Here is a 12,592-nt window from a genome sequence, read left to right on the forward strand (position 1 = left end):
ATGAGTTACGCTTTGGCACTTAGCAGAAGAACTACTGAGGTCATCGATAACTTATGAGTGAGCGAGTTATTTGCGAGTATTGGTCAAGTAATAAGCAAAAAGGATGCTAAGCAACATTCAATTCTTCAATGTCTCTGCATTGGGATGCCTGATATCTCTTTTCGCTTTCTCTATTCTGTTGAATGAGATAGCGTTATCACAACTCAAAGCCAACATTTATAGAGAAAACAATGACAAAAAAGATGCCTAAAGCGGAGATCGTCGAAGCATTAAGCGAGTGGTTTGATGTAAGTCGCTATGATGTGCTGAAAGATCTAACGCTAGAACAAATTTATGCCGAGTTGGAAAGGCGGATCTTTGCTTATAAAGCAAGGCAGCAGTGGGAAACAGCAGGTCAAGATAACCAAATACTGGCGATACACCATGATGCCCTGATTCGTTCTGGTAAGGTTATACGTGAGACTAAATGGCTTTCTGACAGTCATATGCTGGCTCATAGCTATGCTGTCAGGCCAATGACAAGGACTTCGTTGTTTAACTATGGACGGGTAATGTATCGTCTGGAAAACAACGTTGCTAAAGATGATGTTTCAGTGAGTTCGGAATATATCTCTGAATACCTGAAACAGGGAGGGCTGAACCCTGCTAACAAGATGCTGATTGAGATTGATTTGGATGAAGCCAGCAGCGACGATTTGGCTGAACACCTAAAAGTGCTTATCAGTCAGTGGCAGAAGCACCTGAAAGCACCCAAGCCCCCGGAAAAAGACTTTCGCTTTGGTCATAAAACATTCCAGAAGATACTCGATTACAAAATCATACCGCTGATGGATCTCATTGGTTGGGAACAACTCAACAATCAGAAGATCCCGTATCCTGTATTGGCTGGCCTCCTACACCCAGATATGCGGTATGCCAGAGGTAGTGAGCAAATCAAAGATACGGATTACCCTCTGGCCTATGATTTTTTGAACAATGATAATTATTTCAAGTCGTTAAATGACTTTTTCATAAAAAACATGCATGTGACGAGTTCAGATATCCTTGCTGTCATCGGCATGAATGACAAACCTGAAGACAAGAAGAAAACAAGGGACAGTCGCTAAGCCTGAACGTCCCCGGCATTCACCCCTCATAAAAATCCCCGAAATTCACTGGTCCTGAACTTCCCCTCTGTTCGGGGCTGGTGAACCAACCTCGTTTTTTACAAGCGATATCCATACAATTATTTCCATCAAATACACAGGAGATAAATATGGTTCAAATCGTAGCAAACAAAAAACAACGTCTTATCCGTTTACCAGAAGTGATTAGAAGAACAGGATTTGGAAAGACATGGATTTATACACTTATTAAAGCCGGACGCTTTCCACCGCAGGTTAAAACGGGTTTAAGGTCTATTGCCTTTATAGAAAGTGAGATTGATGCATGGATTGATAACACCATTGCACAATCACGTAATATATCTAAATAATATAACCAAGAGGAAATAAAATGAATAGTAATAAAATGAAAAATATCAAAGAGTCATCTACCAATATTTTTACTGCTATGGCGAAGAATCTTTATATTACAGGAATCCGTATATATAAAGAACAAGAAGATTATGAGGTATTGGAAGCCATAATGTTAGATAGTAATAGAACGGAATCATATCTTTCGCATGTTAAAGAATATCTGGCAAAACGCTTTGATGGACATATGGAAGAAATGGGTAAAAGAGAAAGACTGATTTATGTTGATATGGATAAAGTTATGCATGAAATGAGATATGTTCATACCCAAGCATTACTTTTTAGTATGAGCTAACAACAGCGTATTCGGCCCCGAAAGGGGCTAATAAAAACACAATGAATTAAATAAGCATTTAACTATGAGGATATAAATATGTCTAAAAATACGATGGGTATTAATAAATCAACCGAACTGTTCTATGACCTTGCATGCAGAGCATTTTCCGCAAGCTGGAATATGTTCATGGAAGTTAATGGTGATGGTGACGCCAATGATTATTTGGATGACCCTGATTTTATGAGTCCATTTATTATTCATGTGATTAATCATATCCAGAACAACTTTGAAAGATTCACTAAACAAGAGGGTAATAACGGTGATGTTAATCAAGTTAACTTTGAACGGGTTGCTGCCATGTTAGTCGAGTATTCAGAAAACTTTAGAAAGTAAGAACTCATCTTGCCCCGCAAGGGGCTAACCAAAAATAAAAGAGGAAAATATAAATGGTAAACAACAACGAACAAAACTCCATGACAAATAAAATATCTGTAGTAGTAAGTATGCTGTGCGAAGGAACCCCAACAGTAAAGAATACTATTCAAGAAAGCCTAGATGTGTTTATTGCTCTGAGCGGGTATTCAGTAGAAGAAATGATAGGAGATAAAAACTTAGTAGATGCATTAAATCAACATATCAATAACGATTTAGTCGATGAGTTAGATCTAGAATACGGTCTGTAATCATCAATATCGTTTATAACAACTAAACATTATTACTAACTATTAATATAAAAAAGGATTAAAGATGAAAGAGATTATATTAAATAAAAGTGAAAAAGAACTAAACGAACTTATTGCCAATATCTTGCAAGGATACTGTGATGAAATATATAGCATTTATGAAAAACATCATGAAACAGCAATCGATATTTTGAAAGATGGGTTCATGTCAAGCGTCATATATGATGTTTTGATAACTCGTGCGATGAAGAAATACTCTATCAAAAATGATGTATCAGGTATCAATAGAAGAGATTTAAAAGCCACAATCTTGTATTGGCATCAAGAACACATCATTGAACTTGTTTCGAAAAATATAAATCAAGATGAAAATCAAGATCCTATTTATTGGAAGCTAAAAATGACAGTTATTTGATGTTTAATATTAATATTATTCCCTCGAAAGAGGGAAATAACATGAATGATAAAACTAAGGGTTATAATATGATTGATGAATTCCACGTTATGTATATGTATAGAAAAATCCAAGCTGAAGCGGCTACAACTGATTTAAAAACCTTGAATCAACTGTTGAAGAAGTTCCGCAAGGTAGTAGCAGAGCGCCGTGAAGAATACTATCAGGAGACTGGTGAGAAAAAGGCCTGTAAGCTGAGGATGAAGAGACTACAGAAGTTGCTTGAGAAAATGGAATGTGAGCGGATCTCCCCAGAGGAGCTATGATCTTTTGGCTCAGACATGAGCTAAATTTTTGTGGCTCGGATTAATATCTAATCTGACAGACAGACTTGTATTGGAAATCAGTATTCCTCTAATCATCGAAAAATCAAGTTGTTAATATATATCATTTCTATTGGAAATAATTTTCGGAGGGAGTTATAATTTTTTCGATCTTAAATTTCATTTTCAATGGCATTAGTATAAATATTAAACGGTGAAAAAACATGGATAGAAATGATATTATTGAAGCTGTTAAAAAAGGAATGGAACATGCTGCGTATAATACACGCTTAATGGATTTTAGTTCTGGTGGTAAAATTAACACTGAATACTTTGCGACTGTCTCAATAGGTCAGGCTTTGCTCAAGAGTAAGGAATTCCGTATAGGTGATGAAAAAATAATATTCGAATATAATACAGGAAAGTTCTTAACATCAACAGTGCCATTAATAAAAAGAATGGCAATCGGTAATTTATTTCCTAAGAGTGTTTTAAGAAAGCACGCTAATACAACTAGGACAGGAAGGATTGACATTGTATTACTTGGTGATAACAATGGCATATCTTATCCTAAGTGTGCTATTGAAGTTAAAGGCAATTCTCCGCAAAAAAAATTGTTAATTGAGGATATAAGAAGAAATTTAGAATATATAAAATATACTGGAAATACAGGTTCATCAAAATTAAACCTTGCAGTTAATTGCGCATTCGAATCGTTTTATAATTGTAATTACATTCCTAGTCGATTTTGCATCACAACTAACGGCAGAGATGAAAAAATAAAGGAAATCAAGAGGAAGTATGAGCGATATATTGAAGGGGTAAAAAATGAAATACCTTCAGATATCAAGTATGACATTGATGTTTTTTCAGCAACAGAAATATTATTGTCTCCTTTGTCTCCTCAAGATGAATATGAGCAATTAGAAGATCATATTCATCTTACGCTCGGAGTATTAATAAAATTTGAACGTCAACCGTTTAAAGAATCGTAGATATTCAGGAGTAGTTTATCCATCAGTCTGATTTTTTGAAAATTAACATACGTTGGCTGCTCGTTAGTGTTCTTTAAGCTAGTTGTGTTTTAATATAGAAAGCGGGAAAATAGAGTCAATACATCTATACAAATGCGAACCATACCATATTGGTGACTCTATCAATATGGTTGTTATAATCTTCATTTAAACAGCCATTTTTCTGCGTTTTGTATTCGATGCTCCGAAATCTGATGAAATACTGGAAAGCTGTTCAAGACTCTGCTCAACAGAACGTTTAAACTCAAGTGCTGCTTCTGTACGCTGTTTTATTACTAGAGCAACAATCTCAGCGTCTGTTTTTTCTGAAATAGCTCTCTGGTAGATCATACGCTCATGCATGATATCAAGATTACCGGATGATTTAGCGGCTGTTCTTGCTGTTGAGCTACTTATAGGATTGAGTTCAATGACAAAATTATCTATCAGTGATTGTCTCTTCTTATCCAGTCTGCGTAGCTCATTATAAACAGACCTGTATTTATCTACTTGTGTTCCAAAAGGATATTCTTCACGCACTTTACGATAGCCTTCCAGATACTCATTCATTGATGGTTGTTGTTTTAGTTTTTCAATAGTATCAAAATAGGTTAATATATCGCTGTTGTCTAATTTTACATTTCTCATAAATACCTCGTTAATAATATGTGTTATATTTATATGTTAAGGTATATAAAGAAACTGTCAAATTCAGCAGTAAATTAAATAAGGGGAATTACTTTCGTTTTATATTAGTTGGTATAAAAACGCCTAAGACTGATTGCTTTATATATTAACCTTGATTCAATCTATTATAATGCCAAAATGAAATTATTATTTTAAACAAGCTGAGGGGCTTTATACTGATCTAAAATAAACTCATCACTACCAGTATAAAACTCAACTTTCCCGAATTCCCCATCAAGATTTTTATTGAATAGCAAATCAATCTAACATCGAAATATTTATCTAATAGGTCTCTTCGATAAAATATTTTTATGTTGTAGTATAATCTATTAGACGGTTATAGGTTGAACCAATAATTTTTCAGATAGGTCACTTTATTTAATTTTTGGGGTGGTAAAACCTTTTAAATCTACGGGGTTGTTCTTCCTTCTTATATTGTTTCTCGACGAGATCTAACCTATCTTTTTCTGCCTGTTGGCGATTTTGTTCATTTTGAATGATGTTACTTACCAGCGAAGCTGGAATAACCTGAATATTGTTTGACCAATATCGGTAAGGATTACTCGCCTGAATGTTGTCAACTGTGGTTGATATTTTATCTACATCAAGCTTTTTTTCAAAAGAAATGACACGGTTATTACCCTCTTTTGAAATTAATTTGGCTGTATTCTCTAAGTTTTCCTGACTTCTTAAATTAAATGCTCCTACAACGATATTGTGATCTTGATGATATAAAGCCTGTTTTTTATTTTCACGATAACACTCAAGGTAAGAATAGAGTTTGAACTCTTGAATACCAAATGTTTCCTCAAGCATAGTCATTTGTTCAGCCAAGATATTCAGAATATCGTTTTTGGATAGTTTTTCATGAAGTTTGATTTCAAGTGAACCGGGGAGTTTTTTCATTTTTTTTTCCTTATTGTTATTTTTATCATGATACTGCTTTCAAATGGTTTGTGGCATCAGCCAAGTCTTTTCTTGCCGCTTCATTTTCTTTCGTTCGTTTGTATACCTTTCGGGGCTTATCGATCTTGATACTGTTTTTAGCATTAGGAACAGCATTATTCTTTTTCTTCTTACTAAAAATAAAAGCATCAGTATAGATCTCTTTCGTTTCTGTTTCTAAAGCTAGGCTTCGTCTTTCTTGCTTTGAGTAATCAGTATAGTTTTCTGGATATTTTTCAAGCTCAGCATGAAGACTTCTGGCATTGCTTAAATGCTCTTTACGCTTTTCATCAAGTTGATGGCTTAGACCTTTGGCGAAAATGTTCGAGTTAATATACAGATGCCCATGATGTTCAACGAGAATACCTTTCTGTTTGAGCTTTTTGAATATGTTGGACATATTGCCGGATGCGATATTCAATGCCTTGCAGAGTGATGATTGCGACAGATTGATGAGGTTTCCGAACTCCATATATTCTAAGATATAAGTCAAGACACGGAATTCATTCTTAGATATATCTAAATCAGAAAAAACACGGAAGTTGGAAGTGAAGGCAAAAACATAAGGCTGTGCAAATGAGATCGATTTATCTTCTTCTGTTGCAATAACTGTGGTCGATTTTATATCCTTGTTTTGCAGTAAGCGTCTTGCGATATCAATCTTTTGTTCCGTGGTTAATGTTTCAAATAGGCTAAGTAGTTCAGTATCATTAATATTCATAGTATTCTCTCTTATAGTTTTTATTATGTTATTTTTAATACTATGCAGAAAAATAAAAGTCAATAGTTAAACTATAAATAAAATAGGGATTTTATTATTATGATATTGTTATATGTTAAAAAACCTATGTTCAAACATAGATCTTGCTATGTTCGAACATAGGACGGAACTATGTGCGCACATAGGAGTTTGCTATGTTCGAACATAGCAAAAAAAGTTGCGAAGCCTTGATTTCATTGGGCTGGGAGGGGGCTTATAATTAAATAATTAGTAAGAAGTTAAGAGAGTCCAGTTTTTCTTTTTCCTTATGTGCAGGGGGTTTTACGTGGGAATATGTGGTTTTCTTGATACTTATTTTCAGCGAAGTGATTGTTTCATACAATCACGAAGCGCTGCTGGCATTTTAAGAATAGTGTAATTGTTTTCCTTTTATTTTACTGGCGGCTATCGCCGCAATTCTTTATGGATAAATCTATCATTAACAGGGATGAACCCTGTTTCAGCGATGTGATTGTTTTGGACAATCACTAAGCGCTGCTATTGGGATTATAGTTTTCTTATGTGTTTAAGAGCAAATACTATAGCCTTGATTAATTTCTAATTAATATACTAACAAAGGGCGAAGCCATGAGCGAAAGCTCATAAGAAAGGATTTGTTTTTCAATATGAAATTTTAATTTAAGTATAGGATAAAACTAGTTTATAAAATATCTTGAACACTAAACCGTCCATGAAGTCGTAAGGTTAATCATACTATTTCTGCTTTATCGGCTATCGCCGAAATTCTTTATGGATAAATCCATCATTAACAGGGATGAACCCTGTTTCAGCAATGTGATTGTTTTTGACAATCACTCGGTGCTGCTTCTTTGGATATAGTTTTCCTATATGTTTAAGAGCAAATACTATATGTTATCGTGGTAATTCTGTGTTCAAGAATAAGGTCAATTTTGTTTTTTATGATTAAACGATCTAAAAAAGATCTTTCCTCTTTTTGCTATCAATACTAAAAACGTACTTCATCAAGATAAAAATACATATTTCAGAGTTAGGGCGTAGCCGTGCTCATGAAAACAGATTCATCGTTTTCGACAGCACATGAGCGTTAGCTCATAAGATAAATATCTTTTCAAAAGAAGATTAAAGCAGTAAGTAAAACGTTATCACGCAAGAGTTAAATTTGATTTTTCCGTGAGGAATATAGTATTTATTACTAATAACAAAAAGGAAAATCAAACAATGAATAATATTAAAATCATCACGCTCTTTAATGCCAGTGAAAAAATCCCATTTATGACCTGCATAGTTAAAGATATTAAAGAGAATGAACACGGGATAAAACTTACTCTCGAAAACGGCAATAAAATTTATGTCAAAGATTACGATTCTTTCTTCCTGTCTGAATCAGCAAATGATTGTGATAAGGAACGAATGGTAAATGTGTATGGGAGATTGATTTCTGAACTCAGTCAAGTCAGCGAAGAAACAATAAGCTTGCTGATGTCAGAGACCAAAACCTACAACAGCCAGCATCCCAACACGCCCGTTAGTGTTCTGGATGATTACTATTACTGTAGCAGGGGGAAAGCCAATACCTCAGATGAATCTACATTGATGAATGCACTTGGCCTAACAAGATCTGCGTGAAGCCATAACAGAAGATATCTTCTTATCCGAACTGGAAGCTTCTGGCGGTATCGTGCTTCACGCCGACATGGGCTATCCAGCAGCGGAATACAAAGGTACAGACATCAGAATAGCTATCGAGCCGATAAACCTTACCCATATGCGAGATCTGACCAATGGCTATGTGGCAATGTTCAGGAACGGTGAGTTCGAGCATGAGATGGAGGGCGATCTCTATGAGGCGTTATCTAAGGTTGTTGATAGGCTTAAGATCGCTGTTGTGTTTTGTGAGAATAAATGAGTTATTAAGGAGAAATCTTTTCCTTCCTATGTGTTGCCTACTGGCAGTCGAAAGTCATTAAAATTTAAAAGAACATATACCTAATAATTAGAATGGAAATAATTATTTATGAATATTTATCTTATTAATTATTTATACTCTTTTATAAATTAAAGAAATGTGTTATATAGTTTGGGATCCGTACCAATGATAGAGAAGTTAACAAGCAGTGAAGTTGTTTTTACATGGAGAATGACGAAAATGGAATATATCGAATCATCTAATAAAGTGCTTGCCAGATATTATGATGCCTTTATTAAAAGAACTAGCGGTATCATTCAGGAAACAGCAGAAGACATTGGTACAGGTGCAGCGAGAATGTCAGTATGGATATCACCATATTCCATGCTATCTATAGATCCTAAATATTCAAAAGTAATTTCAGAGTTTAGGCACTTGGTTATTCAGGAAGATAAAAGAATGATGGTTTGTATTTTATCTCTGATCGCAAACCCTAATTTAATTTATGATATGGTAAAGACTATTATAGATTATCTCTTTTCGAGAATGCCAGAAAAAACACAAAAAAACCTATCAGAGAGATATCGGGAACTGGGTAGTAAATTATCTAGTTTAATCTCAGAGCAGGCTATTAAACAAGCCACAAAAATAGCAATAATTGAAGGGTTGTCAAAAATAATTGCAACAAAAATATCAAATGAACCAATAACAAAACTCACAGCCGATCAAATATCAAAAGGTACCATAACAGCATTTCAAATATATAGTTATGTCGAAAAAGCCGCCCAATCTGCACGAAAATTAAGACGTAGTGATCGAATCATATATAACATGCTTTACTCAAAAAATACTGAAATGTTATACTTCATTGTAGCGAAAAAAATAGATCCTTTAATTGTTGTGACAAAATTAAACGATCACACTAACGCCGATGAGCTTATAAATGTGCTTGCTGATATTTTCTACGATTGGTGATGTCATGTTAAAATCAATAAGATCTGTTTTTTTAGACATTGCTGCTATTTTTCTGACAATAATTTTTTCAATCCTATCAATTTATATATGTGGGAAAATTTTCCCTGAAGATTTTTTATTTCCATCGTCCGTATTTGGTATGATATTTTCATTCTGGATTAGTAATCGATTGATAAATAGGTTGAGATGAACTAATAAATGCTCTTGCTAATATTTTATACGACATGGTGATGCCATGTTAAAATCTATCAAAACTGTTCTGTTTGATATTTTAGCTATTTTTCTTAAATTAATTTTCTCAGTTATCTTTGTTTTTATAGGTGCTCATTTACCCGATTCTCTTATGCTGCCTTTTGTTGGACTAGGTATACTCTTTTCATTTTGGCTTGGTGATTATTTGGCTGATAAATTAAGATAAAATACAGCCACCAAAAGATATTATCGGTGACCGTATCTAAATGTATCAGAAAAATTATAAAATACTATCATTCCAGATACTATAGCCAGATGTTCCTGCTACTTTATGTTCCCATGATATAGAACCATATTTTAATAAAACTTTTTCATATGGCATCATTTCATTGTTATTTATTGAATGTGGGTAATTACAGGAGATGTCAACAATACGCGCATCTGTTAATTTAATTTCGTAAAAAATCTCTAGTTGACCAGCAGAATTTACTCTATATAAGAAAAAATTAGCCGTTAACCGTTCATTTGAAGAGGTTGAAACACCAAGCAACGGTGATGACTTATCAATAAACTTAACTAATTCAACAGGATGGCAAGACAGGTTATCATCATAACTCATTGAGTGATTGAGACTCAATACTTGTATTTGGTTTTCATGACCGAGTTGACTTCTATTACCAATTGATTGCAGTGATGAACAACCAGAAGAAATTAATCCTTGCTTATCACCTGTAAGTTCTAAATAAATAATGCTAGACATTTTTCAATAACCTCAAGAAGTAAATTTATTAATGTGTTGATGGTGTATCAAGCTTGAGTGAAAGTTTTCGCCCATCTGATGTTTTCATTTCAACAAGATTGCTTTGGGTCACTTGCATCAAAGAAAGGCATAACCTCATCATCAATGCTAATATTTCTTCAGGAGGTAATGAACTATTAAGAAGGCTACTTTTTAATTGTTCATTAAGTTGAGTGGTTAATTCCTCTTTACTTCCCATATTCTCTCTCCATGAGTTAATTCACTGTTTTAACTTAAAATCGGCTATCCAAAATAGGGTATAAAATGCGGACTGATGGTTGATGCGAATTGACTTTGGTCCTCACGTTTCAATGGTACAGATTAATGACGAGCTTTTCAATATTCATTCGATCCAGTAGCCTATGAAAAAATTTACTGGTTGTTTTACTAAAATTATGTTTTTTGACAATATGGTTATAGCAGTGCTATCACCAGTAAAATGGAGAGTTAAAAAGATACACTATATAGCAAGCTCTGTTGCATCACTGGATAGAGCCTCAACCGATGCTGAGGCTAATTGCTACAGTTTTTGGTATTTAACAGTGTCTGAGGGGATATAGTGTTAGTTATATACTGATCAATCTAATAATCCCTTCGACACCTTACTCGCCGTCTGACTGAAATTATATCGGTCAACAACATTCCCTTTGAACCAGATCTCAAGGGTGTTCATATGCGCTGTGTTGCTGTTTTTCAGTAGGGCCAGACCGGGAATATAGTTTGAGATCTGAGTCTCGCCTGACATACTGGAGTAAGACCACATTTCCTGACCATCGTTGGTAGCTCGTGTTTGTGGTTCCCCGAATGCGTTAATAACATCTTGCTGGGTAGTTTTCCCTTTAACGATTTTGGTTTTTACAGTCTGTTGGGTTTCGTCTTTCAGGGATTTGTTTCCATAGGTGGTGCAAGCGGTAAGAGGTAAGATCACCAGTGCTGCGATAAACAGTTTTTTCATGTTAACTCCATATAAACAGTAAACGTAGAAACAGGCGTAAAGAAGCCGGGGCCAGAGGCATATCGAATCTGGCTATTACAATTTGTGTTAATGACTGGCGAAGAAAGCCGCTTGTCAGATGTTGTGAGTCTTTCTATCTAATCCGCTAACGGCATCCCTTATGGTTGTTTTCCCTGATGTTGCGTTAATAGAAGCAGCGCAGATGCCATAAAACAGCTTTAGGCGTTTGTCTTACGGCCAGTAGCTCCATCTCCTTGAACCCACTCGTAAACAGCTCTGTGGCTCTTTTTCTCACTTTATCCAGTAACGATTCTTCTAGCAAGAAAATGATCGGTATAACAGATCGATAAATTAATATTGATAGTCTATGACGATTGATAATGCTTTATCGATCGACATTTTAATTGATTTAATCGATCGAATATAAATATATGATAGTTTAAATCTATCATTATTTTGTTTTTGATCGTTACAAACGATATGACGACCTTAAAAAATAATTGAATCCTATCAATTGGTTAATAAGGTGGCTTTGCTGTGGTCGTCCTGTTAGAGCAAGCTGTAACGTCTTCAGGCAACCCGAAAGGCATCAAAACATAGCAGCATTTTTGATTATCAGGATGGATGGGAAGATGAAGAAGATTTTACTCGTTACTTGCACTGCTCTTGTTCTGGCGGGATGTGGTGAGAAAGGCGACTTTGAAAAAGCTATCAACGCGAAAATTTCAAAATCAAAGGTGTGCTACTCCCTGCAAAACAATGACTTTGCGTTCAACAAAGGTTTTCCAGTAAAGGTTAATCATGGCTACCGTTCTGCTGGATACAATGCCGGTGATGAAATCCTGAATGGGCTTGTTGAACAGGGGCTTCTTACTGTTTCACAACAGGCGAATGGCTTTAGCAGTGTTGATGTTCTGGAAGTAACAGACAAAGGACAAGAGGTTGAGTTTTGGAACCGGGAGGAAGGGGCCTGCGTGGGTCATCGTGCTGTGGCTGAGATTACTAATTGGACCGAACCCAGTGAGGGTAATGGCGTTAAAATGACACAAGTGACCTATACATGGAAACTCGAGGGCGTTCCGAGCTGGGTGGATAAAAATGCGTTCTCTGGTGTCAAGGGGATGGCTGAACCCGAAGAAGCCAAAATTGTTCTGGTGAAAACCAATAACGGTTGGGCCGCTCGGTAA

The 12,592-nt window shown here is 35.2% G+C and carries 18 protein-coding genes and 1 pseudogene; 13 read left to right on the plus strand and 6 right to left on the minus strand.

What is annotated here, in order from left to right; genetic code table 11:
• Positions 1-230: 230 nt before the first annotated feature.
• The 8 genes and pseudogenes from GZ59_RS07850 to GZ59_RS07885 all read left to right on the plus strand — a co-directional run bounded on the left by GZ59_RS07850 (position 231) and on the right by GZ59_RS07885 (position 4,186).
• Complete coding sequence (locus GZ59_RS07850) at positions 231-1,106, plus strand: DUF6387 family protein (protein ID WP_039291077.1); 876 nt, start codon at positions 231-233, stop codon at positions 1,104-1,106.
• A gap of 149 nt (positions 1,107-1,255) precedes the next feature.
• Complete coding sequence (locus tag GZ59_RS07855; RefSeq protein ID WP_039291079.1) at positions 1,256-1,474, plus strand: helix-turn-helix transcriptional regulator; 219 nt, start codon at positions 1,256-1,258, stop codon at positions 1,472-1,474.
• Between the two features lie 20 nt (positions 1,475-1,494).
• The gene (locus GZ59_RS07860; RefSeq protein WP_039291082.1) at positions 1,495-1,809 is read left to right on the plus strand and encodes a hypothetical protein; all 315 of its coding nucleotides are present in this window, start codon (positions 1,495-1,497) and stop codon (positions 1,807-1,809) included.
• Between the two features lie 78 nt (positions 1,810-1,887).
• Positions 1,888-2,184 carry a hypothetical protein gene (locus GZ59_RS07865; protein ID WP_039291084.1) on the plus strand — a complete coding sequence of 99 codons (297 nt, stop codon included), beginning with the start codon at positions 1,888-1,890 and terminating at the stop codon, positions 2,182-2,184.
• 80 nt (positions 2,185-2,264) lie between these two features.
• Positions 2,265-2,500: pseudogene (locus GZ59_RS07870) on the plus strand (hypothetical protein).
• 38 nt (positions 2,501-2,538) lie between these two features.
• Positions 2,539-2,889, plus strand: a complete 351-nt coding sequence (locus tag GZ59_RS07875; RefSeq protein ID WP_039291086.1) for a hypothetical protein — start codon at positions 2,539-2,541, stop codon at positions 2,887-2,889.
• A 68-nt stretch (positions 2,890-2,957) separates the two neighbouring features.
• The gene (locus GZ59_RS07880; protein ID WP_180788501.1) at positions 2,958-3,194 is read left to right on the plus strand and encodes an H-NS family histone-like protein; all 237 of its coding nucleotides are present in this window, start codon (positions 2,958-2,960) and stop codon (positions 3,192-3,194) included.
• 221 nt (positions 3,195-3,415) lie between these two features.
• Positions 3,416-4,186, plus strand: coding sequence for a hypothetical protein (locus GZ59_RS07885; RefSeq protein WP_039291088.1), 771 nt, complete (start codon positions 3,416-3,418; stop codon positions 4,184-4,186).
• Positions 4,187-4,372: 186 nt separating this feature from the next.
• Here GZ59_RS07885 and GZ59_RS07890 read toward each other — a convergent pair whose 3' ends face one another.
• The 3 genes from GZ59_RS07890 to GZ59_RS07900 form a co-directional block, all read right to left on the minus strand.
• Positions 4,373-4,852, minus strand: coding sequence for a DUF4756 family protein (locus GZ59_RS07890; RefSeq protein WP_039291090.1), 480 nt, complete (start codon positions 4,850-4,852; stop codon positions 4,373-4,375).
• Between the two features lie 417 nt (positions 4,853-5,269).
• Positions 5,270-5,797, minus strand: coding sequence for a hypothetical protein (locus GZ59_RS07895; protein ID WP_039291092.1), 528 nt, complete (start codon positions 5,795-5,797; stop codon positions 5,270-5,272).
• A gap of 25 nt (positions 5,798-5,822) precedes the next feature.
• Entirely contained in the window at positions 5,823-6,557 is a 735-nt protein-coding gene (locus tag GZ59_RS07900; protein WP_039291093.1) for a helix-turn-helix domain-containing protein, read from the minus strand.
• Positions 6,558-7,796: 1,239 nt separating this feature from the next.
• Here GZ59_RS07900 and GZ59_RS23855 point away from each other — a divergent pair.
• The 4 genes from GZ59_RS23855 (at position 7,797) to GZ59_RS07920 (ending at position 9,877) form a co-directional block, all read left to right on the plus strand.
• Positions 7,797-8,204: a hypothetical protein gene (locus GZ59_RS23855; RefSeq protein WP_228483909.1), complete on the plus strand. Its 408-nt coding sequence runs from the start codon at positions 7,797-7,799 to the stop codon at positions 8,202-8,204.
• Positions 8,205-8,256: 52 nt separating this feature from the next.
• Positions 8,257-8,484 carry a hypothetical protein gene (locus GZ59_RS23860; RefSeq protein ID WP_228483910.1) on the plus strand — a complete coding sequence of 76 codons (228 nt, stop codon included), beginning with the start codon at positions 8,257-8,259 and terminating at the stop codon, positions 8,482-8,484.
• A 240-nt stretch (positions 8,485-8,724) separates the two neighbouring features.
• Positions 8,725-9,459, plus strand: coding sequence for a hypothetical protein (locus GZ59_RS07915; RefSeq protein WP_039291095.1), 735 nt, complete (start codon positions 8,725-8,727; stop codon positions 9,457-9,459).
• 235 nt (positions 9,460-9,694) lie between these two features.
• A complete protein-coding gene (locus GZ59_RS07920) occupies positions 9,695-9,877 on the plus strand; it encodes a hypothetical protein (RefSeq protein WP_039291097.1) in 183 nt (60 codons plus the stop codon).
• A gap of 54 nt (positions 9,878-9,931) precedes the next feature.
• Here the strand turns inward: GZ59_RS07920 and GZ59_RS22750 are convergent, their stop codons facing one another.
• The 3 genes from GZ59_RS22750 to GZ59_RS07925 all read right to left on the minus strand — a co-directional run bounded on the left by GZ59_RS22750 (position 9,932) and on the right by GZ59_RS07925 (position 11,405).
• Entirely contained in the window at positions 9,932-10,411 is a 480-nt protein-coding gene (locus tag GZ59_RS22750) for an Hcp family type VI secretion system effector (protein WP_071882762.1), read from the minus strand.
• Positions 10,412-10,439: 28 nt separating this feature from the next.
• The gene (locus GZ59_RS22755) at positions 10,440-10,649 is read right to left on the minus strand and encodes a hypothetical protein (RefSeq protein ID WP_071882763.1); all 210 of its coding nucleotides are present in this window, start codon (positions 10,647-10,649) and stop codon (positions 10,440-10,442) included.
• A gap of 378 nt (positions 10,650-11,027) precedes the next feature.
• On the minus strand, positions 11,028-11,405 hold the full coding sequence (locus GZ59_RS07925) for a hypothetical protein (RefSeq protein WP_039291099.1): 378 nt from the start codon (positions 11,403-11,405) through the stop codon (positions 11,028-11,030).
• A gap of 632 nt (positions 11,406-12,037) precedes the next feature.
• On the opposite strand from GZ59_RS07925, the gene GZ59_RS07930 reads away from it, so the two are divergent.
• On the plus strand, positions 12,038-12,592 hold the full coding sequence (locus tag GZ59_RS07930) for a membrane lipoprotein lipid attachment site-containing protein (RefSeq protein WP_039294868.1): 555 nt from the start codon (positions 12,038-12,040) through the stop codon (positions 12,590-12,592).

This window comes from Pectobacterium atrosepticum (genome assembly GCF_000740965.1).
Taxonomy (GTDB): domain Bacteria; phylum Pseudomonadota; class Gammaproteobacteria; order Enterobacterales; family Enterobacteriaceae; genus Pectobacterium; species Pectobacterium atrosepticum.